Raw genomic sequence first — 24,849 nt, forward strand, 5'->3', positions numbered from 1 at the left:
CCGCAAACCCACCCCCACAGCACCCCAAAAACCCCGCCGGCGCGGGCCTAAACCGGTCGCTAGGCACCCAACCGGGCGTCCCGGCGTCGCAAATGACGGTTGTGTGCTGCGTCACCGCGGTGCGGGCATGGACGAAGGGCGCGCCACGGGCTGTTGGTGCGGGCCGTTAACGCAAGAAGGGCCGGCAACCAAAAGGTTGCCGGCCCTTCTCAAGCCACTGGCTTCAGGAGTGCTGAATTACCAGGAAGACTTCGTGATGCCCGGGAGCTCACCGCGGTGAGCCATGTCGCGGAAGCGAACACGGGAGATGCCGAACTTCTGGAAGGTACCGCGCGGGCGGCCATCGATGATGTCGCGGTTACGCAGACGTACCGGGGAGGCGTTGCGGGGCAGCTTCTGCAGGCCGAGGCGTGCAGCTTCGCGTGCTTCGTCGGTTGAAGCGGGGTCAACCAGAGCCTTCTTCAGTTCGAGGCGCTTTGCAGCATAACGCTCGACGATGACTTTACGCTGTTCGTTCTTAGCGATCATTGACTTCTTAGCCATGTGTTTAGCGCTCCTCTCGGAATTCGACGTGCTGGCGGATTTTGGGGTCGTACTTCTTCAGAACCAGGCGGTCCGGGTCGTTACGACGGTTCTTGCGCGTCACGTAGGTGTAGCCCGTGCCCGCGGTCGACTTCAGCTTGATGATCGGACGTACGTCCTTGTCCTTTGCCACTAGAGCTTCACTCCTCGTGCCAGGATGGCGGCGACGACTACGTCGATGCCACGTACGTCGATGGTCTTGATGCCACGAGCAGAGACCTGCAGCGTGACGTTACGGCGCAGGGACGGAACCCAGTAGCGCTTCTTCTGGATGTTCGGGTCGAACCGGCGCTTGTTGCGACGGTGCGAGTGCGAAATGCTGTGTCCAAAGCCCGGCTCGGCTCCGGTCACCTGGCAGTGTGCTGCCATGACGACTCTCCTCAAAAAATAAATGAAACGGCTAGCGGAGTTCCCACTGACCGTGCGATGGGCGGCGTCCGCATCCAGCTCCCGCCCCAATCACCAGATCCGCAGGAATCTGAAGCCGGCGCAAACCGGCTGATTTCCTCACTGCGGCAAAGATTGTGGGCCACGGGCACCGGGCGGTGGCGGTCCGTGGGACAGCCAATGCGAAGTGCCGGGATGCTGGGCGAATACAGGAATGCGCGCAACTTGAGCCCCTAACTACCGGCCGCCACGACCGTCGATTTCTCAGACGAGTCCTGCCAACCGGAGCAATTGCACACGCTCCGCGCCACCTAGCGCCTACCAAGTCTACGAGTTCGACTAATTAAAGACCAATCCGCCGCCATGTGGGGTACCGGAAAATGCCCGCCGGAGCTCCTGCGCAAAGAGGGGAACCGCTCCAGGTCATATGCCGGACGAAGCATTTTCACAGCCAAATGATAGGCAGGGGGGCGACTCTGGATACATGAACACACAACTTCTGACGACCCGTCCCGAGGTTCGCCGCAGCTCTCGTGGCTCCGTGAACCCCTTTAAGGGGCAACATCGGCGGCGGTTGCTGAGAGCGGATCTGCTGACTGTTCTCTTTTGGGCGTCCCTGGCGGGCGCCATCGCTTTGTGGCTGGCCGACGGCGGAGCATCCGGATTCTCGACTCCCGCCGGTTCCTTCACCGCACTGGGGATTGTGGCCGGTCTCGCCGGCATGGACCTGGTGCTCCTGATGCTGCTCCTGGCCGCCCGGCTTCCCTTCATTGATGGCGCCGTCGGCCATGACCGCGCCTTGGAGTTCCACCGCAAGCTGGGCAAGCCGGCCCTGTACCTCCTGCTGGCGCACGGGATCCTCATTGCGATCGGCTACGGCATGGCCGAAGGGCTGGATCCCGTCACTGAGGCCGTGAACTTGTGGGTCCAGGTCCCCGACATGTGGCTGGCCTACATCTCCATGGTTCTGTTCATCGCCGTCGTGGTCACTTCTCTGGTGGCCGTCCGGCGCCGGTTCCCTTACGAGTTCTGGTACGCCGTCCACCTGCTGACCTATGCCGCAGTGCTGACGTCCATCCCTCATCAGTTCAGCGTCGGAGGCCTCTTCGCACCGGGCACCTGGCAGCGCTGGTACTGGCTGGCTGCCTGCATCGGTACCGGCGCCGCGCTCCTGCATAACCGGGTTCTGGAGCCGATTGTGGCCACTACCCGGCACAAACTTAGCGTCAGCCGCGTTGTGCAGGTCGCCCCCGGCGTCGTCAGTATTGAGATGACCGGGCGTCACCTTGACGAACTGACGGGCGCCGGCGGCAGGTTCTTCATCTGGCGGTTCCTCGCTCCCGGCATGTGGTGGCACCCGCACCCCTTCAGCCTCTCCGCGGAGCCCCTCCAGCTCGGCCCCAGCGGCTCCCTGCGGATCACGGTCCGCAACCTCGGCAAGGGCTCGTCCCAGTTGGCCCGGCTGAAACGCGGCACAAAAGTGGCCATTGAAGGCCCCTACGGACTCTTCAGCACCGCGGCCAGGAGCCGGAATCACGTCGTGATGATCGGTGCCGGCATCGGGATCACCCCTATCCGGGCGCTGCTGGAAAGCACGCCTTTCAACCCAGGGGACGCCACCGTCATTCTGCGTGGCCGCAGCGAAAAGGAGCTGTACCTGGGCAAAGAGATCATGGACCTTTGCCAACGCCGTGGCGCGACCCTGTACCACCTCACCGGGCGCCGCCCGGCGGGCGTCGAGACGTGGCTTCCCGCCGACGCCACCCGTTCGGGATACCGGCTGGGGAGCTACGCACCAAACATCGCCGAGGCCGACGTCTACGTCTGTGGACCGGCAGCCTGGGCCCAAAACGTCCTCAAAGACGCACGAGCAGCAGGCGTGCGGGAAGAACAGCTTCACTACGAAAGGTTTGACTGGTGAGAATTCGCGCAGCAGTTTCAGCAACCCTGGCTTCGGCCGGAATCCTCCTGGTCGGATGGCAGTCCGGCAGCCACGTGACGGAGGCGGCAGGTTCGTCCATCGGTACCTCCGCCGGAACGACCGGAACGACCGGATCGACCGGCGCGTCTGCCGCCACGGGCAGCGGGTCCGGGAGTAGCTCCGGCACAAGCACCTCCGGGGCAGCTTCCGGAAGCGGGGCAACCGGATCCACCGGTTCGACGGAAACCACCACCTCAGCGGCCGGCGCCGGGAATGGCAGCGGAACCTTCGCCGGCTCCGTGAGCCAGACCCGCTTCGGGAACGTCCAGGTGCAGATCACGGTCAGTGGAGGGAAAATCACCGATGTAACGGCCCTCCAGCTCACGGATGAAGACCGGAGGTCCGTCGCCATCAGCAACCGGGCGGCGCCGCTGCTGCGATCGGAAGTGCTTCAGGCACAGTCCGCGAACGTGCAGACCATCGGCGGTGCCACGGTGACCAGCGACGCGTACCTCTCCTCCCTGCAGGCGGCCCTCGATGCAGCCAATCTCTGAGCTGGGCGGTTCTGCTCTGAAGGCCAGGACGTTTGGCTCCATGGGAACCGTCATCAGTCTGACCGTTCCTGCCGGGGCCGCCGTCGCCGACCACGAACTCGACGCCGCCGTCGCCGCCGTCGAACGGGTGTTTGCCCGGCTGGATGAATCCTTCAGCCTGTACCGCCCCGATTCCGAGGCCAGCAGGCTGGCCCGCGGGGAGCTTTCGCTTCGGGAAGCGTCCGCCGGGATGCGGGACCGGTACGCGGATGCCGTGGGCTGGCGGCTCATGACGGAGGGTGCGTTCTCACCGGAACGGCCCGACGGCGTGCTGGACCTTTCCGGGCTCATCAAGGGCTACGCGATCGCGAAGGCAGGCGAGACGCTGCAGTCCCAAGGGATCACCGACTGGTGCCTGAACGCCGGGGGCGATGTGCTGGTGATGGGCTCGCCCGTTCCGGGCAGCGGAGCCTCCTGGGCGGCAGGGGTGGTTGACCCGCAGGACCGTACGGCTCTGCTTTCCGCGTTCGAGCTGGGCGGGCCTGCCGACTTGAAGACAGGCACCCGGCGTGCCTTGGCGACGTCGGGTTCGGCGGAGCGGGGTGACCACATCTGGACGGCCGGAGCCGGCGGCGCGGAGTTTACCCAGGTCTCCGTGGCCGCGGCGGACATTGTGACGGCCGATGTGCTGGCCACGGCGATCGTCGCGGGCGGCACCGCGATGCTGCACCGGGCCACGGACGGCTGGGAAATCGATGTGCTCGCCGTCCGCCGCGACGGGGAACTGCTCGCGACGCCGGGATTCCGCGCCTGAACTGCCGGGTCTTCCCCTTAGAGACGCGTGAGCTGGCCGTACTTCGGCTGCAGACCGTCCCCGGACGACTTGCCGGTGACGCGCCGGACAACCCACGGGCCGGCGAATTCACGGACCCAGCGGGCGTTGGCACGGATGGCGTCCGCGCGGCCCAGTTCCGGCACCGGCGTCATGGGCGGGACGTCAATCGAGTGTTCATGTTCCAGGACCGTCAGGACCCGTTTGGCCATGTTCGCGTGGCCGGCGGCGGACATGTGCATCCGGTCCGTGGCCCACATGCCCCAGTCGTAGTATTCGCTGAAGCGCCAGTAATCGACCAGTAGGGCACCGTGGTCGCCGGCGATCCCGCGCACCAGTTCGTTGTAGATGGCGGTGCGGCCGCGCATGGTGCCGAATATCTTGGAGCCGCGCGCGTCGAAGCCCGTGAACATGACCACGGTGGCGCCGGTGGCCGCGAGCTTGCGGATCCCGGCGTCGTATTCCACGAGCAGGTCATCAATGTCGATCTTGGGCCGGAGGATGTCATTGGCGCCGGCGTAGATGCTCACCAGGGTGGGCTTGAGTGCGACGGCGGCGTCCACCTGCTCGGCCATGATCTGGCGCAGTTTCCTGCCCCGGATGGCGAGGTTCGCGTAGCCGAAGGCCGGATCGGCGGCGCCGAGCTGCTCTGCCACCCGGTCCGCCCAGCCCCGGACGCCGTTGGGACGGGTGAGGTCGTCGTCGCCGACGCCTTCCGTAAACGAGTCTCCAAGGGCTACATACCGGGACGTGAAATCCATGAACCAAGTCTGCCAGCAGTTGCCGCAAGCAACAAAGACGGCGGCGCGTCCAGCTTCCGCGCTCAATTGTCGCGCTTAGTTGTCGCGCAGGATCCAGTGATCGTCGTCGAGGCGGGCGACGATATTCTCGCCGATCCGGGCCAGGTCCGCGACGTCTTTGGGGCTCAAGGCGTCGAGGAAGAGCGACCGGACGGCCTCCACATGGCCCGGGGCGAGCTTCACGATCGTCTCCATGCCGGCGTCGGTCAGGTGCGCTGTGGTGACGCGGGCGTCACCGGGGTGCGGGCGGCGCTCAAGCCAGCCGCGGTTCTGCAGCTTGGTGACAACGTGGGAGAGCCGGGACAGCGAAGCGCTGGTGCGCGCGGCGAGCTCGCTCATGGGCAGGAAACGCCCCTCGGCCTCGGAGAGCATCGCCAGCACGTTGTAGTCGAACAGGGACAGCTTCCCCGCGGCATGAAGCTGGGTGTCCAAGGCGGCCGGCAGCAGCGTAGTGATGCTCAGCAGGGCCAGCCAGGCCCGGCGTTCGTCGGCATTGAGCCAGCGGGGTTCGGTCATGGCTACATTCTAGGAGACTTGAAGCTTGACGATTCAACTTCGGCCGGGGATTCTCGGAAAAGTTCCGTCCTGTCCGCGACCCGCTACCGGTAGGCTGGCCGCATGTACGTAGTCTCCCTGACATACAAGGTCCCCGACGACATTGTGGAGTTCCACCTCCCGGCCCACGTCACGTGGCTGCAGGCGGCCTTCGATGAGGGCATCTTCATGGTCGCCGGGCGCAAGATCCCACGCACCGGCGGCCTGCTGCTCTCCAACGCGGACAGGGACAGCCTGGACGCCGCCCTCGCCAAGGACCCGTTTTATGTCAACGGTGTGGCTGACTTCGAGGTCATGGAATTCCACGCCAACAGGGTGGCCCCCGGCTTCGAAAACCTGCTGGACAGCTGAGTCGAGGCTGGCCCGGAGCGCGGGCCGGGCGGCTGCCGGGATCCGGCCTAACCGCCGTCGTGCTGCGCCTGCAACAGTTTCTTCAGGCCGCCCTTCCGCGGGACCTTTACGGGTTCCGCCCAGCGCGGCCGGAGCTGGTCGCCGAGGGTGACCCCGCGGAGCTTCCGTCCGAACAGGGGCAACACCCAGTCGCGCACCCAGCGGCGCTGCCGGCGTTCCCACTCGCGCAGGCCCTGTTTCACCGGCGGCTCCCATTTCCTGGGCTTGATCGTATGGGGCACACCGAGATGATCCAGGACCTGCGCGGCAAGGTATTTATGGCCCGCCTTGGACATGTGCAGCCGGTCCGAATCCCACATCCGCGGGTCATGGAATGCGTCGAAGCACCAGTAGTCCACCAATACCGCGCCGTAGCGGCCGGCGATCTCGCGGACCCGCTCGTTATAGAAGGCGTTGCGCTTCTTCAGCGGCTCGAGGAGCGCGGAGACCTTGACGTCGAAGCCGGTGAACAGCACCAGCGTCGCTCCCGTGCCAGCGAGCGCCTCCACCAGGGACTCATAGTCCTGCATGAGGGCCGCAATGTCCGTGCCGAAATCCAGGATGTCGTTGCCGCCCGCGTACAGCGTAATGAGCGTCGGCTCCATGGCCACGGCGGGTCCGAGCTGTTCGGCGATGATGTGGCGCAGCCGTTTGCTGCGGATGGCCAGATTGGCGTACTGCCACCCCGGCTGCGCCTTGGCCAGTTTCTCCGCGACCCGGTCCGCCCAGCCCCGCACGCCATTGGGGAACCGGGGGTCATAGTCGCCCACACCCTCGGTGAAGGAATCGCCCAGGGCAACGAACAGCCGCCGGCCCCCCGGGCCCGCACCAAGAATGTCTCCAACCACGCGTCCACGGTAGCCAGTCCATCCGGCCATCAGGGAACAGCGGGGTTAACAGGCGGGTGTCATTCGCCCCAGGCAGGCCGGTGCAGGCACTGAATGGGTCACACGGGCGGCCCGGATCTGGCGGGCACAGGACCGTACCGGGCCCGCAGAGGGACGGCGGCCTCCAGAAGGATCCCCCGCAGCCAGTCCTTGAACGGGTCCTCCGCGAGCCACGGGTTCCACACCATGTCGATGCCCAGGGTTTGGATGGGGAAGGGGAACTCCTCCATGCGCAGGTCGAACCGGCCCTCGAATGCCAAGCCGACCTGGTACCGATGGACCGCCACCCCACCGGCCTGGGCGATCAGGTGGGGAATGAACAGGTAGTCGGACACGCGTTGCCGGACCGTGTACGGCACCTTGCGCTCGTCGAGGATTTCGTAGGGCCGCAGGCGTTCCGGGGCCGCGTCCAGCATCACATGGGGCACCGTCTCCAGGAGCTCCAGAGCGCTGGCCTGCCGCGGTGAGTCCCACGAAGTGACGACGACCCAGCGGTCGTCGTACAGGCGCTCCCGCGGATACGGCGTGGCGAATGTCTCGGGGAGCAGAATGACGTCCGCCGCATCGTCCGCGAACACCGCGATGGTCGGCGAGGACGTGGTTCGCAACCGCAGGACCGTGTTCGGCGCACGCTCGGCCAGCAGCCGGGTGAGCGCGCTGCCGATGACGAACGCGGTGCTGTTGGTCATTGCCACAGTGATCAGGCGCTCGTCGGTTGCGGGGTCAAACGGGGCGGCATTGACGAGCCGGGCCGTCTGCGTCAGCATCTGGCGCAGTGCCGGCAAAAGCTCCGCGGCCCGCGGCGTCAGCACCATTCCGCGCCCCTGCCGCACGAGGAGTTCATCGCTGAGCATGCGCCGCATGCGTGTCAGCGCATGGCTCATGGCCGGCTGCGACAGACCGATTTTGGCCGCAGCGTCCGTCACCGACCGCTCGTCAAGCAGCGCCAGGAGTGGCACCAGGAGGTTGAGGTCGACCGAAGCCAGCCGGGCCAGCTCTCCGTCCATCCCGGATCTTCCCTGGCTACCGGGCATGACTCGCCGGGAAAACAGCGTGCAGCGGACTCAGCTGCTGGATGCGCGGGTCCCGCAATTCGAGGTCGCGGGCCTCCACATACGACACAAAACTGTCTTTCGCATTCCAGGTCAGTCTCGGCTTCATTGCCATTGCACACCTCCCTTGTCGCACGCCGCTTTTCCGGCGCGTGGCCCAGCTTACCCGGCCATTCATACGGTGCATATCAAGGATGAGCAATATTCATTTGTGAACATGCTATACAGCTGGGAAACTCAACATACGCTCTGATTGTGATCCACGCCACCGTTTTCAAAGGAGAAAGCCATGAAGATTGTCCTCGATCGACCGCGCTGCGAAGGCCACGGCCTGTGCGAGGACGTTGCCCCACAGCTGATGCACTTGGACGAAGAGGGCGAACTCGTGCTGGACATCGAGACGGTCGACAACGACGTGGAACCGGCAAAGGCCGCGGTTCGCGTCTGCCCGGTTGCCGCGCTGCGGCTGGCATGAGCATGACACTGAAACGCATCGTCGTCGTCGGAAATGGCATCGCCGGCCTTACCGCGGCAGACTCCCTGAGGGCGGCAGGCTTCGACGGCGATCTGACCATCGTGGGCGACGAGCCCCATGCACCGTACAGCCGCCCCGCCCTCTCGAAGGCTGCCCTGCTGGACGCCGACGACATGACGTCCCATCAGCTGCCGCCGTCCACCCACGAGGCACAGGAGGTCCGGGGCGTGAGCGCGTCGGGGCTTGATGCCGACCGGAAAGTGGTGCACCTCGACGACGGCAGCGGCCTTCCGTACGACGCCGTGGTCATCGCCACCGGCTCCCGGGCACGCCTCCTCGGTACCGGCCCCAAGACCGAGGGAAATGCGGGCCGCTGCGACGGCGAACTGACCCTGCGCAATCTGGAGGACGCGCTGACGCTGCGCCGCCGGCTCACGAACCGGCCGTCCGTCGTCGTCATTGGTGGAGGTGCCCTGGGTATGGAGATCGCCTCCGGGTGCCTCTCCGCGGGCTGCGAGGTAACCCTGGTGGCTCATGACCGTCCGCTGACCAGACAGCTGGGCCCGTACTTGTCCGGTGCCTTCCTTGCCGCAGCCCGCCGCCACGGGCTCAAGCTAGCGCCGTCCCACGCGGTCGAACTGCGCAGCACCGGTGGGCGCACGGCCGACGGGCGTCCGCTGGTTGTCCTCGCGGACGGTTCAACCATCGAAGCCGAACTCGTGGTCAGTGCCGTAGGAGATGCCCCCAACGTCGAGTGGCTCGCCTCCAGCGGCCTACTGACCAACGGCCGGCTCGAAGTCGACGCCCGCGGGCGCGTCCGTCCCGGCATCATCGCCGCAGGAGACGTGGCCGCGTTCCCGACCAAGCACGGCATCCAGCGCGTTCCCCTGTGGACCAGCGCCATCGAGCAGAGCAAGGCCGCGGCCTTGGCTCTCGTACGGGGCGATGAAGCACCGGAGCTCGACTTCCAGCCCTACTTCTGGACCGAGCAGTTCGGCCTCAGCCTGAAGGCGAGCGGCTTCCTGCCCTTAGCCGGTGCCCCTGAGTTCCTCGAAGGCGATCCCGCCGGCGGACCTGCCCTCATGCGGTGGTCCCACGACGACGGCTCGGGCACCGCCGTCGCCATCAACAAACGGATCCCCATTCCCAAGTTGCGGCGGCTGAGCGATACCGCGCCCCTGGTTGCGTCGCCCACTGCCTGAGATGAAGCGGGAGCGTCCGTTGGAGAACGGCAGACCACCCTGTGGTCCGGGTTCTTGCAGTCGACTGGACAGGAATTCAGGGCTTTGCAAGGATGGGCTCTCCGGATAAACGGACCCGGATCATCAGAACCGGGGAACTCTTGGAACGGGGGGTGAGCATGCGGATCGCGACGATCACCGCTGCCACGGTTAGCGGGGTGGCCGCTGTGGCCTGCTACGCGCCCGCGCTACTGCCGGCCCTTTCCGAACAATCCCGTCCCGCTGCTGAATCACCACGCGGAGACGCCCGATCCTAACCGGAGTCGCAGGCTGGCACTCGTCTGCCCCCGTTCCGCCTTGGCGCGCAGTAGGCCCGCCCGGGCGGCACCTCTTCGATTCCGAAAGTTTCCGTCATGCAAAAAATCACGCCGCAGCAGATCCGCTCGTCCTTCATCAACGCGAGCCGGTCAGAAGCCGCGAAGCTCAATCTGCCCAAAAACTTCGACACCCTGGACTGGGAAAAGCTCGACTTCCTGGCCTGGCGGGACGAGAAGATGCCCCTGCGCGGCTATCTCGTGGTGCCCGGGACGAAGGGTCCCACCGGAATCATGCTCCGGGCCCCTGAAGGCGGGGCCAAGAAGAACCGCTCCGTGCTCTGCGAGCTGTGCCGGGATGTGTTCTCCAAGGACGATGTCCTGCTCTGGGTGGCCAAGCGCGCAGGGCAGTCCGGCCGCAACGGCAACACCCTGGGCACCTTGATCTGCGCCGAGTTCCTCTGCTGCCGCAATGTCCGGGTGGAGCCTCCGGCCAACGAGATCAATCCGGACCCCGCCGCCGTCGTGCTGCGGCAGATCGACGGGCTGGCGGCCCGCACCGCCCAATTCGTGGAGCGCGTGCAGGGAACGTAGCGACGGCACAAGCAACGCGGGGTCACCTACGGCCCGGAATTATGGGCCGTAAGTGACCCCGCGTCGCTGGAAGGCCGGGCGGTGCGGCCGCTACGCGGCGGCCTCCGTGCTGGCGGCGTCGCGGTCCAGGATCCGGGCCGCCGTGGCCCGACCCATCCGGACCGCGCCGTCCACATGCTGGTAGCCCTCGGCTGCCAGGTCCGAGGACGCCCAGTAGATGGGTCCCACCGGGGTGAGCTGGTCCGCGCCGTAGCGGTGCAGGCCGCCCAGATCGTAGCTGGAGGCGAAGGCGCCGCGGGTCCATTCCTCGGAGGCCCAGTCGGACTCGTAATACACCACCGGTTCCAGGGTCTTCGGGCCCAAGGACTCCGCCATGGCCGAGAGGATCACCCGACGCCGTTCGCCGGCGTCGAGGGCGAACATCGCGTCCGCCTTCTCATCCGGCACGAAGGCCACCAGGGTTCCGCGCGGGTCCTCGTGATTGGTGTTGTCGTAGATTTCCTGGACCACCAGATCGGGACTGAAGCAGGTGCCGGAGAGGCCCTCTTCGCGCCAGAACGGCGTTTCGTAGACGGCGTGCACCTTGATGACCAGGCCCAGCGACTGGTGCTGGTGCATCTGGTGCTGGCGGCGGGGCAGCGGCGGGTCAAAACTCACGCGCGAGTACAGGTTCGGCGGCACGGCCATGATGGCGTACGGGGCGTTCACCGTGGCCCGGTCCGAGACGGCGGTGACGCCGTTTTCGTCCCAGCGCAGGGTCCGCACCGGGGACTCAAGGACGACGTCGTCCCCCAGTGCGGCGGCGATGGTCTCCGACACGAGCTGCATCCCTCCCACCACGCGCTGGTCCAGCAGCAGGTCCTCGTCCACCAGGTTCGAGAACGAGCCCGCCGATGCCGCCATCAGCACGGCTTGCAGCGCGGAGAAGGAGTGCGCCGGCTTGGTGAGCATGCCGCCGGCCAGGAAGTGGCCGATGTTGGCGCAGGCCTCGTCGTCATCGGAAAGCTGGCGCATCCAGTGGTGCAGCGAGACGGTGTCGAGTTCGCGGGCCCGGGGGTGCGCCCACGGCTCCTCGGCGCCGATCTCGGCGGCCAGCTCATCCAGGATGCCAATAAGCCGGCGCATTTCGGCCTCGGTGCGCTCGGACACCGGGAACATTTCCCCCGTGTAGAGGCTGCGGGTGCCGTCCGGGGCGACGTAGACAGACTGGCCCTCGCGGTAGCGGCTGAATGTTTCCAGGCCCAGCTCGCCCAGCAGGCCTTTGAGTGCCGTCTGGTCCGGTGATATCCACTGGCCGCCGATTTCAAGCATGGCGCCGTCAATGGTGCTGGTCCAGGTCCGGCCGCCAACCCGGTCACGGGCCTCCAGCACGGCAACCGTCAGGCCCGCCGCTTTCAGGTCCCGGGCGGCGTTGAGCCCGGCCGGGCCGGCGCCGATGATGACAACATCGCGTTCAATACTTTTCACTGTCTGCTCTTTCGTTGGTGCGTTAGTTGACCGCTGCTTGCCGGGCACTGCCGGCCCGCAGCTTGGCGGCGACGTCGATCGCGTCGCCGGCCGGCGCCGTCGATTTGGCGTCCGGGCGGGCCAGCAGGAGGTAGAGGAGGCCGGTGCCCGCCACAACGGCAAGGCCGATCAGGACGGTCCAGTCGGTGACAAAGACACCCGTGGAGCCGGGCCAAGCCAGCAACACCATGGCAAAGATGCCGTAGGCCAGGGCCGCGACATTGATCGCGAACCCTGCGGCGCCCAGGCTGAACGGCCCGGCAGGACGCCATCCCTTGAGGCGCTGGCGCAGGGAGGCGAGCACCACCGACTGGAACGCAATGTAGATGCCCAGTACGGCAAAGGAGGTGATCTGCGTGAGCAGCTCGTCGGACCCCAGATAGATGATGACGCAGATGGCCAACGGAATGCTCGCGGCGACGATGAGGGCGTTTGCGGGGACCCTGGCGGTGCCGGAAACCCTGGAGAGCCAGCGGTGGCCGGGCACCATGCCGTCACGGGCAAAGGAGAAGATCAGCCGGCTGGCCGCTGCCTGCAGGCTCAGCACGCAGGACAAGAAGGCCGTGATCGCAACCACCAGGAAGATCTTGGCACCTACCGGCCCGAGGGCCGATTCCAGGATGGCGGGGATCGGGTCAGGGTCCTGGCCGTTGACGATTTCCTGCAGGTTGGGCGCCGCCAGCACATAGCCGCCGAAGGAGAACAGCGCCGAGACGCCTCCGACCACAATGGTCATCATCATGGCCCGCGGGATCCGCCGCGCCGGACTGGCGACTTCCTCCGCCACGTCGCCACAGGCTTCAAAGCCGTAGAACAGGAAGAGCCCGGCCAGGGCGGCCCCCATGAAGGCGTGCAGGTAACTGCCATCGCCCTCCACCCCCATCGAGTCGAAGAACACGCCGAAGCTCTGCTTGCGCTGGAAAATCAACAGGTAGAGGCCGACGGCGATCACGCCGATCAGCTCGGAAGCCAGCCCGATCCGGGCCACCCGCGCCATCGTCTTGGTACCGGTGAAGTTCAAGGCCAGCGCCACAACAAGGAGCAGTACCGTCAGGCCAAGCGTGGTTTCCCGGGTCACCTCAACCTCGAACAGGCTGGCCAGGAAGCCACTGCCGAATTCGGCCACCGCGGTAATGGTGACAATCATGGCCCAGATGTAGACCCAGGCGGCCATCCAGGCGTAGCGCCGGCCCCACAGCCGCCTGGTCCACGGATAGATGCCGCCGTGGATGGGGTATTGCGAGACCACCTCGCTGAAGACCAGTGCCACCAGCATTTGTCCGGCCCCCACGATGAAGATCCAGAAGACCGACGGCGGGCCGCCGGCCGCCATGGCGATCGCGAAGAGGGAGTACACCCCCACCAGCGGCGAAAGGTACGTGAATCCGAGGGCGAAATTTGCCCACAGGGACATGGACCGGTCAAAGGAATCCTGGTAGCCCAGGACGGCAAGGTGCTCACTATCGTTGAGCTCGGTGGTACTGCGTGGTTCGGTAGACATGGTTTCCTTCCGACGACATTGGCGGGAGTTGCTGGCGGGGGTGCCGGCCGGAGATGCCGGTGGTTTCCGGGTGCCGGGGGCTCGCGGGGCGGCTTAACCGATGTAGCTCATGACGTGCTTGATCCGGGTGTAGTCCTCCAGCCCGTACATGGACAGGTCCTTGCCGTACCCGGAGTGCTTGAATCCGCCGTGCGGCATCTCGGCCACCAGCGGGATGTGGGTGTTGATCCAGACGCAGCCGAAGTCCAGTCGCTTGGCGAACTGCATGGCCCGGGTGTGGTCCTTGGTCCACACCGAAGACGCCAGCCCGTAGTCCACGTCGTTGGCCATGGCCAGGGCCTCGGCGTCCGTGGAGAACTTCTGCACCGTGACGATGGGGCCGAACACCTCGCTCTGGACGAGTTCGTCGTCCTGGTTAAGCCCGGACACCACGGTGGCCTCGTGGAAGTAGCCCACACCGCCGTGGCGTTTGCCGCCGACTTCAACGGTGGCGTGTTCCGGCAGCCGCTCCAGGAATCCGGCGACGCGCTGAAGATGGTCGGCGCTGCTGAGCGCGCCGTACAGGATTCCGTCCTCGGCGGGGCCGCCGGTCCTGGCGTTGCGCCGCACTTCCTCGGCAAAAGCAGCCACGAACTCATCGTGGATGTCCTCGTGCACGAGCAGCCGCGTGGCCGCGGTGCAATCCTGGCCGGCGTTGTAGAACGAAGCCGGGACGATCCCCGCCACGGCGGTGGCGATGTCGACGTCGTCGAACACGATGACCGGGGCTTTGCCGCCCAGCTCGAGGTGAACGCGCTTGACGTCGGCGGCGGCCGCTCCGGCCACTTCCATGCCGGCCCGCACGCTGCCGGTGATGGACACCATTTCCGGAGCCTCGTCGGCCACCAGGGCCTTGCCGGTCTCACGGTCCCCCAGCACCACGTTGAACGCGCCGGCAGGGAGGAATTCGCTGGCCAGTTCGGCAAACAGCAGGGTGGAGCTCGGTGTGGAATCGGAGGGTTTGAGGACTACGGTATTACCCGCCGCAAGCGCGGGAATGACCTTCCACGCGGCCATCATCAGCGGATAGTTCCAGGGGGCCACCTGGCCGATGACGCCGATGGGCTCGCGCCGGATCGAGGAACTGTGGTCCGCGAGGTACTCGGCGGTGGCGCGCCCTTCCAGGGTCCGGGCTGCGCCGGCGAAGAAGCGGATCTGGTCCACGAGTACGTCGATCTCATCCGGGACAATCCCGGCCCGGGGCTTGCCGGTGTCGGCGCATTCCAGGTCGGCCAGTTCCTCGGCGCGGGCCTCGACGGCGCCGGCAATGTGCAGCAGCGCCCGCTGGCGCTCTGCGGGAGTGGTTTCGCTCCAGATTTCAAACGCCGCCGCGGCCGCCGCGTAGGCGGCAGCGACGTCGGCGGCGGTGGAAACGGGCGTTGTGGCGATGACTTCTTCGGTGGCCGGGTTGTGGATATCCAGCCGGCTGGTGGCGGCCGAGTCAACAAACTGGCCGTTGACGAAGTTCCGCAAATTCCGCACGCTCATGTGGTTCCCTTCAATGAATTGGGTGGCCGGTCCGCGCCGCGAACCCTGCCACGATGTGACCTGGTTCACGGCCACATGGTGAGACTACACCTTATTCATCTGAAATGGGATGTTTAAATTATTGAGCTGTGCGCACCAGGACCTTCAGGTTGGTTCCGGGGCAGGTGATGGCGCCGGTCCAGGCCGGGCCCGCATCTGCGGCGGCAAGAGTGCCCACGGGGAGTTGCGGATCGGTGGACACAATCACCCGGCCGGCGGCGCTCACCAGAGCTGTCGGGGCGCCCACGGCGCGCATCAGCGGGAGGGCGTCCCGCTCCAGCCGGCGCACCAGGACGTCCGCGCCCACCACTCCAGCCATGGATCCGCCGACGACGACGGGCGCGGTGAGCGTGAGGATGTAGTCGCACGTGCACAAGTGGTCCACATACGGGCCCGTGATGTGCCGGGCACCGGTGGCTTCGGGAACCCGGTACCACTCCAGCGCGCTGAGGTCCCGCAGATAGTCGGCGTACTCGCGCGACGCCAGATCCAGCTGGCTCGGCTCGGTGGTGGTGCCGAGGATCGGATTGTCCTCCAGCGGGCCCAGCCACCAGGCGAAATGGAGGCCCTTCCCGCGCACCACGCCCGGTGCCGCGATGAATCCGGCGCCGATCAGCAGCGGGTCGGCGGCCGTGAGTTCCGGACCGACCATCGCGTACACGGCGGGATCGATCTCTCCCGCACCCCAGGCGGTTGAGGCTTCGACCCGGCTGCGCCAGTGGTCCAGGGTTCCGAAGACGCCGTTGAACAACGCTCCGATGGCCGCGGCGCAGTTGCGCGCCCGCGCCTGCACGGAATCCGCACTGTGGTTCTCAGCCATCGGCTGCTGCTCCTTGCTCAAGACGTTCCTTGGCTGCCAGCAGCCAGGCGGAAAGGTCGCTGATCTGTGCCCGGACCGAGGCACGGGCCGCGGCGGCGTCATGGGCGGCTATCGCCTCGGCGGTGCGTTGGTTTTGCGCATAGACCCGCGCCCGCATGACCGGGTCGGTCAGGCACAGCCACAGCATGGGGCCGAACTCGGCCTGGAGGCGGATCTGCTCGCGCACCAGGCGCGGCGACTGGCTGACGACGGCGATCTCGAGGTAGAAACCGCCGGCGTTCCGGCCGGAATCGCTGGCGGAGCTGAAGTCGGCATCGTGAAGCCAGGCGGTGAGCCGTTCGGCTTCATCGGTGGACGCGAGCTCGGCCGCCCGTTCCGCGCAGCCGGCGGCCAGCGTGCCGAAATAGACGGCGAGGTCGGCGATCTCCACCTGCGAAAGTCCGCGCAGCCGGGCCTGCAGGAGCCTTTCCGGCGTCTGTTCGGTGGCCAGCACAAAGCTGCCGCCCTCGCGTCCGCGCCGGGTCTCCACCAGCCCGGCCTCGCGGACAGCCCCGAGCGCGTCGCGCGCCGTCACGAGGGCCACGCCAAAGCGCTTGGCCAGCTCGGCCTCACTGGGCAGCCGGTCGCCGGGGGCCAGCACGCCGAGCAGAATGGCATCGGTCAGCCGCTGGGCCACTTGCTCGGACCTGCCGGCGCCGGTCAGCTGGGCGAAGACGGCGGCCCGGGCCCCGCGCGACGGCGTGGTGGCGGATGGTTCCTGGCTCACCGCGGCGCCTGCGGACAGCCGCGTTCCGGGCTGGCCGGAACCGAAGGATCTGCTTCCATAGCGCCACTCTATCGGCCGCGCGGGTGCACGGTCCGCCGTGGCCGCCCGCCGCAGCGCCACGCTCGTTGGCGGATGGTTGTTGTGCAGAGCAGCCAGTGCCAGGTCGGTTCATCCAATGTTCGGGTGGTTGCGCCTTGTTAGGCTTCGAATCCTTGATCAGATGCCCGGGCACGGCGATGTGCCGCGGGCACTCCACGAAGGGACTCCCCATGATTCCGACGCCCGGCGCCCAGCCCGGTTCCGCCGCCCGGGACGCCGCCCAAGAGCCCGCGGACATGCCTGCCGGACCGCTGTCGGGTCTCCTGGTGGCCGACTTCTCCCGTGTCCTGGCCGGACCGCTGGCCACCATGACGCTGGCAGATCTGGGCGCCCGGGTGATCAAGGTGGAGCGCCCCGGCGCCGGTGACGACACCCGCAGCTGGGGGCCGCCGTATTCCCCCACCGGGGCCACCTACTTTGAGAGCGCGAACCGCAACAAGGAATCCGTCTGCCTGGACCTTGCCGACCCCGGGGACCTGCAGCTGGCCAGGGAGTTGGTCCTGCGTGCCGATGTCCTGGTGGAAAACTTCAAGCCCGGCGGGATGGCGAAGCTGGGCCTGGGCTATGCGGAGCTTTCCGCCGCCAACCCCGGCCTGATCTACGCCTCGATCACGGGTTTTGGCAGCACGGGCGGGGCCAACTTGATGGGCTATGACTTCATCGTCCAGGCCCTTGGCGGACTGATGAGCATCACCGGGGAGAAAGACGGCAGCCCCACCAAGGCCGGCGTCGCGCTCGTCGACGTCCTGACGGCCAAGGACACCACCATTGGCGTCCTTGCCGCACTGGCGGCCCGTAGAGTCTCGGGGCGCGGGGCCCACCTGGAGCTCAACCTGCTCTCGAGCCTGCAGGGCGCGCTGGCCAATCAGGGCCAGGCCTTCCTGGGCGCGGGCAAGGTTCCGCACCGGATGGGCAGCGCCCACCCCTCGATCGTGCCCTACCAGCTGCTGGAGTGTGCGGATGCGCCGCTGGCAGTGGCCTGCGGCAACGACGGACAGTTCGCCAAGCTGACCCAGGTTCTGGGCATTGCCGGGCTGGCCAGTGACCCGCGCTTTGCGACCAACAACGCGCGGGTGGAGCACCGCACCGAGCTGGTGCCCCTGTTGGAGGATGCCCTGTCCGCGTCGTCTGCCCTCACCTGGCAGGGAAAGCTGATCGACGCCGGCGTCCCGGCCGGCCATGTCGCAGGCATCGACGAGGGTCTTGAGTACGCCGAGTCACTGGGGCTTGAACCGACTATCGAGGTCCGCAACGCGGCCGGCCAGCCGGCCGGAAGGCAGATCCGCCATCCCATTACCTGGACGCCTGCGTTCCCGGCCCCCGCAGCGGCTCCGCCGTCGCTGGGCGAACACAGCGACCCCGTCCGGGCGTGGCTGTCCGACCGCGCTGACCGCGCTAACCAGTCCGGCGCTAGGCCCAGCGCAGTGCCAGCCAGAGGTTAGCGGCGACGTCGGGATCGTCCGGATCCGCCTGCAGCAGTTCCGCCGCTATTCCCATCCGGTGGCGCAGCGAGTTCCGGTGGATCCCCAGCTCGCGGGCGGCGCCCTCCCACTGGCCCCGGTGCCGCAGATAGGCGCGGACGGTTCCGACCAGGTCGGCGCGCTGGTACCCGCGCAGCGCCGCCACCCAGCCTTGGGCCCGCGGATCCAGGGCCCCCTCCGGTGCGTCGACAATCTGCCCGGCAGCCAGCGCACGCACCGTGGCGGCCAGCTGTCCGGCCTCCTCGTGCACCCGTTCCAGCGGCATCGGCCGGCTCAGCACGGCCGTAACGGCGGCGTTGCCGGCTCCGCCGTCGTACTGCTCCGGCTGCGCAGTGCTGCCGGCGCTGCCGGGAATGCCGGGAGTACCGGCGTCGCGGTATTCCGCGTCCAGCACGTAATAGCTGAGGCCGCCGGCCACGTGGCGCAGGCGGCAGGAGCGCAGGGCACCACCGGCCTCAGTCCAGCCAGCCCATCCGGTCCCGGCGCGCAGCCTCGACTCCAGCTCCCCGGAAACCGTCGCGGGATCGATCTCGCCACGCACCACCAGGAGCCGCACTGCGCCGGTGGGCGCGACGATGCCCAGGTCCGGTGCAAGGGCCCGGCCGGCGTCAACATGTCCGGTGAGAAAGAGCTTGGTCACGGCCGAGCCGAGCGCGGAAGCGGTGGCGTCGCTCTCCAGCTGCTGGGCCGCCTTGAGCGAGAGCAACACACACACCGTCATGATGATCTGCCGGTCAGCACGGGTCAGTTTGCGCCCGGCACCAATGGCCAGGAACCCGACCGTCCGCCGCCCCACCAGCACGGGATACTCCACGACGTCGGTGCCGTGGATCTGAAACGTGGAGGCCGAATGCGTCACGGCCATGTCAAGCCGCGAGGTCTCCCTGCGCAGCTGCTCCACAATCGTGTGGTTGTCCGCCGGCCACAGTGTTTCCGCCCCGCTGTCGGCCGGAAGGTACGCCACCCAACCGCCCAGCGCCTGGGCCAGGGCCTTGACCACGGAAGGGAGCGCATCCGCCTGCGTCGCGGCCCGGGCCAGCGCCGTCTGCGTGCCGAGGCTGGCGGTCAGGTCGGCCTGGCCTTCGCGGCCCACGAGGTCCCAATAGGCGCGGGAGACGTTCATGAACGGCGTGCCGTCGGGCACCACCAGAAGCTCCAGCCCGGCCGAGGCGCAGGCGGCACTCAAAGCCGGCGGCACCTCATCCACGCCGGCCCCCAGGCCGAGGCCCAGAGCCGCGATGTTGCGCTCCACAAGTCGCCGGACGTAGGCCTGCACTTTGGCTTCTCCGCCCGAGACGGGGATGCCCGTCGTGAGGAGCAACTCGCCGCCTTCCAGATACGGCGTGGGATCGTCGAGCTCGGAGATGTGCACACCCGAGATCTGCCGCACGGCCACCGCGCCTCCCGCGGCCGGGCGGAGATCGCTGCCGAGTTGGCTATGCAGTTGGGCCAGGCTGATCACTCGGCGGTCCTTTCAGGGCAGACACGAATCCTTTGGATATTCTAACCAATTTGGACTCAAAATTGGATGCACCATCCAATGTCAGGCGAGGGAGGGCACATTACCTTGTCTACATGACCAGTTCCACAGACAGCCTCCCCCAGACCCGTCACCTTGCCACCGCCATTCCCGGCCCCGTCTCCACAGCCCTGCACCGCGAGCGCGAAGCGCAGGTCAGCTCCGGCTTCGGCGTGACCATGCCCGTCTTCATCAACCGTGCCTCCGGTGGAATCCTGGAAGATGTTGACGGCAACCGCATCATCGACTTCGCCTCCGGCATCGCCGTGACCAGCGTGGGCGCCGTGAACGCCCAGGTCCAGGCGCACGTGGCCGCCCAGATGGCCCGGTTCACCCACACCTGTTTCATGGTGACCGAGTACGATTCCTTCACGCAGGTGGCCGCGTGGCTGAACGCGCATGTCCCGGGAGACTTCCAAAAGCGCACCGCACTCTTCTCCACCGGCGCGGAAGCCGTGGAAAATGCCGTCAAGATTGCCCGCGCTGCCACGGGCCGGGAACGCGTGCTGGTATTCGACGACGCCTACCACGGCCGCTCTCTCCTCACGATGGCCATGACCGCCAAGGTCAACCCGTACAAGAAGAACTTCGGCCCGTTCCCGGGAGAGGTCTTCCGCGCTCCCACGGCCACCCGCTTGTGGGCCAGAGGCGGCGGGGACGCCACGGCGGCCACCGCCTTGGCCGGCGTCGAGGCGCTGCTGCTGGAGAACGATCCCCGATCGTTTGCCGCCATGGTCATCGAACCCATCCAGGGTGAAGGCGGCTTCCTGGTGCCCGCCCCCGGCTTCCTGGCCGGACTGCGGGAGCTGGCCACCAAATACGGCATCGTGCTGGTGATGGACGAGATCCAGACCGGCATGGGGCGCACCGGCAGGCTCTTTGCGAGCGAGCACGAAGGCGTCGCCGGCGACCTCACCCTGACCGCCAAGGCCCTGGCGGGCGGCCTGCCGCTGAGCGCGGTCACCGGACGGGCCGAGCTCATGAACGCCCCGCACGCCGGCGGCCTGGGCGGCACGTACGCCGGAAACCCGGTGGCGTGCGCCGCCGCGCTGGGCGTTTTCGAGGCCTTCGAAGACGGCACGCTGCTGGCGAACGCCGTGACCATCGAGGCAACCGCCCGCGAGGTGCTGCAGCCCCTCGTCGACAGCACGGCCATCATTGCCGAGTTCCGCGGCCGCGGCGCCATGCTCGCCGTCGAATTCGCGGACAAGGACACGCTGGAACCGCGCGCCGATCTTGCGGCCCAGGTGGCGGCCGCCTGCCACCGGCAGGGCGTCCTGGTCCTGGTCTGCGGCACCCACGGCAACGTGATCCGGCTGCTGCCGCCCCTGGTCATTGGTCCGGACTTGATCCGGGACGGCCTCGGCGTGCTGCGCAACGCCATCGTGGCCGCCAATGCCGCTCAGACAGACACGGACACTGCCAGTGCCGCGGCACTGGCAGCCGTCTAAGTCCCCAGCCCCGCAAACTCTTGGAGAACACCATGAACGAATCCTCTGACCTGCTGAACATCGACTCCCTCTTCACCCCCGAAGAACTGGCCATGCGGGACAAGGTGCGGTCCTTTGTGGACAGCACCATCCGGCCCAATATCGCCGCCTGGTACGAGCAGGCCATCTTCCCGGTCGAGATCATCAAGGACATGGCCGGGCTGGGCCTGCTTGGCATGCATTTGAAGGGTTACGGCTGCCCGGGCCGTTCCGCCGTGGAATACGGCATCGCCGCCATGGAACTTGAGGCAGGCGATTCAGGCCTGCGCACCTTCGTCAGCGTGCAGGGCTCCCTCGCGATGAGCGCCATCTACAAGCACGGCTCCGAGGAGCAGAAGAACCAGTGGCTGCCCGGGATGGCCGCCGGCGACATCGTCGGCTGCTTCGGCCTGACGGAACCCACGGCCGGCTCCGATCCCGGCAGCATGAAGACCTTCGCCCGCCGCGACGGGGACGGCTGGGTCATCAACGGCTCCAAGCGCTGGATCGGCCTGGCCTCGATCGCCCAGATCGCCATCATCTGGGCCATGACCGACGACGGCGTGCGCGGCTTCATCGTGCCCACCGACACCCCCGGGTTCAAGGCCACCCCGATTGAGCCCAAGCTCTCCATGCGCGCCTCCATCCAGTGCGACATCGAACTGAGTGAGGTCCGCCTCCCGTCCACCGCGATACTGCCGAACGCCAAGGGACTCCGCGGTCCGTTCGAGTGCCTCAATGAAGCCCGCTACGGCATCATTTGGGGAGCCATGGGGGCCGCGCGCGACAGCTACGAGACGGCCGTCAGCTACTCGCAGGAGCGCCTGCAGTTCGACAAGCCCCTGGCGGGCTACCAGCTGACCCAGGAAAAGCTGGTCAACATGGCCCTGGAAATCAACAAGGGCATGCTCCTGGCACTGCAGATCGGCCGCCTCAAGGAAGCCGGCCAGCTCAAGCCGCACCACATCTCCGTAGGAAAGCTCAACAACTGCCGCGAGGCCATCCAGATCTGCCGTGATGCCCGCGCCATGCTGGGCGGCAACGGCATCACCCTGGACTATTCGCCGCTGCGGCACGCCAACAACCTCGAATCCGTGCGCACGTATGAGGGCACCGACGAGGTCCACACCCTGATCCTCGGCAACCACATCACCGGCATCCCGGCCTTCCGCTAAGGCGCAGCCAGTAAAGGAACAGCAATGACTACAGCAGTCGAACTGCAGCATTACGTCTCGGGCACCTGGTTTCAGGGCGACGGAGGCATCATCACCTCCGTCAATCCCGCCCGCCCGGCCGAGACGGTGGCGCACGGCCTGCAGGCCGGACCGGCCGACGTCGACCGCGCCATGGCCAGCGCTGTAGCGGCGAAGCATGGCTGGGCCCGCACCCCGGCCCATGAACGCGGCGCGGTGCTGCTGCGCACGGCGGCGATCCTGGAAGCGAACTCGCAGGCCTGGGGGCTGGAGCTGGCCCGTGAGGAAGGAAAGACGCTGGCCGAGGGCCAGGGCGAGGTGCTGCGCGCCGCGCAGATTTTCCGCTACTACGGCAACGACGGCGACCGCGAAGCCGGGGCGATCTACGCCTCCCCGCGGCGGGGCGAAAAGATCTTCGTCACGCGCAAACCACTGGGGGTGGTGGGCGTCGTGACGCCGTTCAACTTCCCCATCGCCATCCCGGCCTGGAAGATCGCCCCCGCCCTGACATACGGCAACACGGTGGTCTGGAAGCCGGCCAGCACAGTGCCCCTGCTCGCCATGCGGCTGACCCAGTCGCTGGAACAGGCCGGCCTGCCCGCCGGCGTCCTGAATCTGGTGATTGGCCCCGGCGCCATCGGGACCGCGTTGGTGGAGCATCCGGCGCTGGACGGGCTGTCATTCACCGGCTCCACCGGCGTGGGCCGCACCCTGGCCGCCGCGGCGGCGGGCCGCGGCGTGCCGATCCAGGCGGAAATGGGCGGGAAGAACGCCGCCATCGTCCTGGCCGACGCGGACCTCGAGCTAGCCGCGGAACAGGTCATGCTCGGCGCTTTCCGCTCCACAGGGCAGAAGTGCACGGCGACGTCGCGGCTGATCGTGGCGGACGCCGTCGCGGATGAATTCCTCGCCGGGCTGGCCACCCGGGCCCAGTCCCTGCTGGTGGGCGACCCCGCAGATCCGTCCACCCAGATGGGACCCGTCGTCAGCGCCGACGCCCGGGCATCCATCCAGCGCGGCATCGCGACGGCGCTGGACCAGGGCGCCGGGCTGCTGACGGGCGGCCTCCCCTATGACGACGCGGCCCGGGCCGAAGGCCACTTCGTTGCCCCGACGATCCTGGAGCTCACGGGGGCACGCCACGCTGATGTCTGGCGCGATGAGCTCTTTGGGCCCGTGCTCAGCGTCCGCCGGGCAGCCTCAACGCAGGAAGCCTTTGACCTGGCCAATGACAGCGATTTCGGGCTCTCCGCAGCACTCTTCACGCAGGACGTCACCCTGGCGCTGGAGGGAATGGAGGAGCTGGACGTCGGGATCCTGCACGTGAACTCCGAATCGGCCGGCGCCGATCCCCATGTGCCGTTCGGCGGGGCCAAGAAGAGCGGCTACGGCCCCAAGGAGCAGGGGCAGAGCGCCAAGGAGTTCTACACGCACACCACCACCGTCTACCTTCGGGGCGGCCGGCCCCTGTCCGGCGCACAGTCCTAGCAGTCCGTCCCCACCGAACCGGAGAAAACGATGCCACCACCCACCACAATCACGCATGTCCTCGTTATCGGCGCCGGCGCCATGGGGTCCCAGATCGCGCTGACCGCTGCCCTGGCCGGGTACACCACCACCGTGCAGGACGTGTCGCCGAGCCAACTGGACGACGCCGCGGCCCAACTGCGTGAACGCACGGACAAAATGGTGAAATCCGGAAGACTGGCCGCGGAGCACGCCGAGCGCTCCCATGACCGGCTGGCGTTCAGCACCGATCTTGACGCGGTGGCGCCTGCTGCCGACTTTGTCATTGAGGCCGCCACCGAACGGCTGGAAACCAAGAAGGCCATCTTTGCCCGGCTGGGCCGGCTCGCCCCGCCACACGCCATCCTGGCCACCAACTCCTCCACGATCGGCTCCTCCGCCGTGGCCGCGGCCAGCGGCCGGCCCGGGCAGGTGTGCAATATGCACTTCTTCAATCCCGTGCTGGTCATGGAATGCGTGGAAGTGGTCCGCCATGCCGGAACGTCCCGGGAAACCGTGGAGACCACCCTCGAACTGGCCCGCAGCCTGGGCAAGGCACCTGTGCTGATCAACCGGGAGGTGCCGGGGTTCGTGGCCAACCGGTTGATGGGCGCCGTGCAAAAGGAGGCACTCGCGCTGCTGGCCGGCGGTGTGGCGAGCATGGAAGACATCGACGCCACGGCCAAGACCGCGCTGCGGCATCCGATGGGGCCATTTGAGCTGATGGACCTGGTGGGGCTGGACGTTGTGGACTACATCGCCCAGGCCACGTATGCGGCGACCGGCGACCCGGCTGACGCCCCGGACGAGTCTGTTGCCGCCCTCGTCAGGGCCGGGAAGCTGGGCCGCAAGTCGGGCGCCGGCTGGTACAGCTACTCCCGGTGAGCCTGCTCCGCCCCGCCCCTTAGCCCCAGCACAAG

General features: G+C 67.3%; 25 protein-coding genes. 12 read left to right on the plus strand and 13 right to left on the minus strand.

All coding sequences use genetic code 11. From position 1 onward, the window contains the following. Positions 1-237 precede the first annotated feature (237 nt). The 3 genes from rpsN to rpmB are packed head-to-tail and all read right to left on the minus strand — an operon-like array spanning position 238 to position 951. Entirely contained in the window at positions 238-543 is a 306-nt protein-coding gene (rpsN, locus tag C9424_RS09585; protein ID WP_011693742.1) for a 30S ribosomal protein S14, read from the minus strand. Positions 544-547: 4 nt separating this feature from the next. After that, positions 548-715 carry a 50S ribosomal protein L33 gene (gene rpmG / locus C9424_RS09590; RefSeq protein ID WP_003798558.1) on the minus strand — a complete coding sequence of 56 codons (168 nt, stop codon included), beginning with the start codon at positions 713-715 and terminating at the stop codon, positions 548-550. Next, the gene (gene rpmB, locus C9424_RS09595) at positions 715-951 is read right to left on the minus strand and encodes a 50S ribosomal protein L28 (protein ID WP_011693744.1); all 237 of its coding nucleotides are present in this window, start codon (positions 949-951) and stop codon (positions 715-717) included. The genes rpmG and rpmB overlap by 1 nt, the downstream gene beginning before the upstream one ends. Before the next feature lie 502 nt (positions 952-1,453). Between rpmB and C9424_RS09600 the strand changes: the two genes are divergently transcribed. The 3 genes from C9424_RS09600 to C9424_RS09610 are packed head-to-tail and all read left to right on the plus strand — an operon-like array spanning position 1,454 to position 4,237. Beyond that, positions 1,454-2,890 (plus strand): ferredoxin reductase family protein, encoded by a 1,437-nt coding sequence (locus C9424_RS09600; RefSeq protein WP_116766639.1) that lies wholly within the window; start codon positions 1,454-1,456, stop codon positions 2,888-2,890. Beyond that, a complete protein-coding gene (locus tag C9424_RS09605) occupies positions 2,887-3,444 on the plus strand; it encodes an FMN-binding protein (RefSeq protein WP_116766640.1) in 558 nt (185 codons plus the stop codon). Before C9424_RS09600 ends, C9424_RS09605 begins: the two co-directional genes overlap by 4 nt. Positions 3,445-3,484: 40 nt before the next feature. After that, the gene (locus C9424_RS09610; protein WP_116766641.1) at positions 3,485-4,237 is read left to right on the plus strand and encodes an FAD:protein FMN transferase; all 753 of its coding nucleotides are present in this window, start codon (positions 3,485-3,487) and stop codon (positions 4,235-4,237) included. Positions 4,238-4,254: 17 nt separating this feature from the next. On the opposite strand, the gene C9424_RS09615 is transcribed toward C9424_RS09610, so the two are convergent. Together C9424_RS09615 and C9424_RS09620 are read right to left on the minus strand one after the other, a co-directional pair. Further along, complete coding sequence (locus C9424_RS09615) at positions 4,255-5,016, minus strand: SGNH/GDSL hydrolase family protein (RefSeq protein ID WP_116766642.1); 762 nt, start codon at positions 5,014-5,016, stop codon at positions 4,255-4,257. 75 nt (positions 5,017-5,091) lie between these two features. After that, complete coding sequence (locus C9424_RS09620; protein WP_091255468.1) at positions 5,092-5,571, minus strand: MarR family winged helix-turn-helix transcriptional regulator; 480 nt, start codon at positions 5,569-5,571, stop codon at positions 5,092-5,094. A 102-nt stretch (positions 5,572-5,673) separates the two neighbouring features. On the opposite strand from C9424_RS09620, the gene C9424_RS09625 reads away from it, so the two are divergent. Beyond that, on the plus strand, positions 5,674-5,961 hold the full coding sequence (locus tag C9424_RS09625) for a YciI family protein (protein WP_091255466.1): 288 nt from the start codon (positions 5,674-5,676) through the stop codon (positions 5,959-5,961). A 47-nt stretch (positions 5,962-6,008) separates the two neighbouring features. Here C9424_RS09625 and C9424_RS09630 read toward each other — a convergent pair whose 3' ends face one another. Beyond that, on the minus strand, positions 6,009-6,848 hold the full coding sequence (locus C9424_RS09630) for an SGNH/GDSL hydrolase family protein (protein WP_237563388.1): 840 nt from the start codon (positions 6,846-6,848) through the stop codon (positions 6,009-6,011). Between the two features lie 98 nt (positions 6,849-6,946). Then, positions 6,947-7,894 (minus strand): LysR family transcriptional regulator, encoded by a 948-nt coding sequence (locus tag C9424_RS09635; RefSeq protein ID WP_116766643.1) that lies wholly within the window; start codon positions 7,892-7,894, stop codon positions 6,947-6,949. A 334-nt stretch (positions 7,895-8,228) separates the two neighbouring features. Here C9424_RS09635 and C9424_RS09640 point away from each other — a divergent pair, with 334 nt between their 5' ends. From C9424_RS09640 to C9424_RS09650, 3 genes are all read left to right on the plus strand, one after another. Next, the gene (locus C9424_RS09640) at positions 8,229-8,414 is read left to right on the plus strand and encodes a ferredoxin (RefSeq protein WP_116766644.1); all 186 of its coding nucleotides are present in this window, start codon (positions 8,229-8,231) and stop codon (positions 8,412-8,414) included. A 2-nt stretch (positions 8,415-8,416) separates the two neighbouring features. Then, positions 8,417-9,616 carry an NAD(P)/FAD-dependent oxidoreductase gene (locus tag C9424_RS09645; RefSeq protein ID WP_116766645.1) on the plus strand — a complete coding sequence of 400 codons (1,200 nt, stop codon included), beginning with the start codon at positions 8,417-8,419 and terminating at the stop codon, positions 9,614-9,616. A 392-nt stretch (positions 9,617-10,008) separates the two neighbouring features. Further along, positions 10,009-10,503 (plus strand): FBP domain-containing protein, encoded by a 495-nt coding sequence (locus tag C9424_RS09650; protein WP_116766646.1) that lies wholly within the window; start codon positions 10,009-10,011, stop codon positions 10,501-10,503. Between the two features lie 90 nt (positions 10,504-10,593). Here C9424_RS09650 and C9424_RS09655 read toward each other — a convergent pair whose 3' ends face one another. From C9424_RS09655 to C9424_RS09675, 5 genes are all read right to left on the minus strand, one after another. Then, complete coding sequence (locus C9424_RS09655) at positions 10,594-11,970, minus strand: flavin monoamine oxidase family protein (protein ID WP_116766647.1); 1,377 nt, start codon at positions 11,968-11,970, stop codon at positions 10,594-10,596. Between the two features lie 22 nt (positions 11,971-11,992). Beyond that, the gene (locus C9424_RS09660) at positions 11,993-13,510 is read right to left on the minus strand and encodes an APC family permease (protein WP_116766648.1); all 1,518 of its coding nucleotides are present in this window, start codon (positions 13,508-13,510) and stop codon (positions 11,993-11,995) included. 93 nt (positions 13,511-13,603) lie between these two features. Then, the gene (locus C9424_RS09665) at positions 13,604-15,037 is read right to left on the minus strand and encodes an aminobutyraldehyde dehydrogenase (RefSeq protein ID WP_116766780.1); all 1,434 of its coding nucleotides are present in this window, start codon (positions 15,035-15,037) and stop codon (positions 13,604-13,606) included. 118 nt (positions 15,038-15,155) lie between these two features. Continuing rightward, positions 15,156-15,896 (minus strand): cache domain-containing protein, encoded by a 741-nt coding sequence (locus tag C9424_RS09670; RefSeq protein WP_116766649.1) that lies wholly within the window; start codon positions 15,894-15,896, stop codon positions 15,156-15,158. Further along, positions 15,889-16,662, minus strand: coding sequence for a FadR/GntR family transcriptional regulator (locus tag C9424_RS09675; RefSeq protein WP_116766650.1), 774 nt, complete (start codon positions 16,660-16,662; stop codon positions 15,889-15,891). Before C9424_RS09675 ends, C9424_RS09670 begins: the two co-directional genes overlap by 8 nt. A gap of 335 nt (positions 16,663-16,997) precedes the next feature. On the opposite strand from C9424_RS09675, the gene C9424_RS09680 reads away from it, so the two are divergent. Continuing rightward, positions 16,998-18,203 carry a CaiB/BaiF CoA transferase family protein gene (locus tag C9424_RS09680; RefSeq protein ID WP_116766781.1) on the plus strand — a complete coding sequence of 402 codons (1,206 nt, stop codon included), beginning with the start codon at positions 16,998-17,000 and terminating at the stop codon, positions 18,201-18,203. Here C9424_RS09680 and C9424_RS09685 read toward each other — a convergent pair. After that, complete coding sequence (locus C9424_RS09685; RefSeq protein ID WP_116766651.1) at positions 18,172-19,704, minus strand: PucR family transcriptional regulator; 1,533 nt, start codon at positions 19,702-19,704, stop codon at positions 18,172-18,174. The two genes, C9424_RS09680 and C9424_RS09685, sit on opposite strands and share 32 nt — an antisense overlap. Before the next feature lie 113 nt (positions 19,705-19,817). On the opposite strand from C9424_RS09685, the gene C9424_RS09690 reads away from it, so the two are divergent. Genes C9424_RS09690 through C9424_RS09705 form a run of 4 tightly spaced genes read left to right on the plus strand, consistent with a single transcriptional unit; the run spans position 19,818 to position 24,814 of the window. After that, positions 19,818-21,212: an aminotransferase class III-fold pyridoxal phosphate-dependent enzyme gene (locus C9424_RS09690; RefSeq protein WP_116766652.1), complete on the plus strand. Its 1,395-nt coding sequence runs from the start codon at positions 19,818-19,820 to the stop codon at positions 21,210-21,212. Between the two features lie 32 nt (positions 21,213-21,244). Further along, positions 21,245-22,405: an acyl-CoA dehydrogenase family protein gene (locus C9424_RS09695; RefSeq protein ID WP_116766653.1), complete on the plus strand. Its 1,161-nt coding sequence runs from the start codon at positions 21,245-21,247 to the stop codon at positions 22,403-22,405. 24 nt (positions 22,406-22,429) lie between these two features. Further along, on the plus strand, positions 22,430-23,911 hold the full coding sequence (locus C9424_RS09700; protein WP_116766654.1) for an aldehyde dehydrogenase family protein: 1,482 nt from the start codon (positions 22,430-22,432) through the stop codon (positions 23,909-23,911). A gap of 30 nt (positions 23,912-23,941) precedes the next feature. Then, positions 23,942-24,814: a 3-hydroxyacyl-CoA dehydrogenase family protein gene (locus tag C9424_RS09705; RefSeq protein ID WP_116766655.1), complete on the plus strand. Its 873-nt coding sequence runs from the start codon at positions 23,942-23,944 to the stop codon at positions 24,812-24,814. The last annotated feature ends 35 nt before the right edge of the window (positions 24,815-24,849 follow it).

It is taken from the genome of Arthrobacter sp. H-02-3, from assembly GCF_003097355.1.
GTDB lineage: Bacteria > Actinomycetota > Actinomycetes > Actinomycetales > Micrococcaceae > Arthrobacter > Arthrobacter humicola.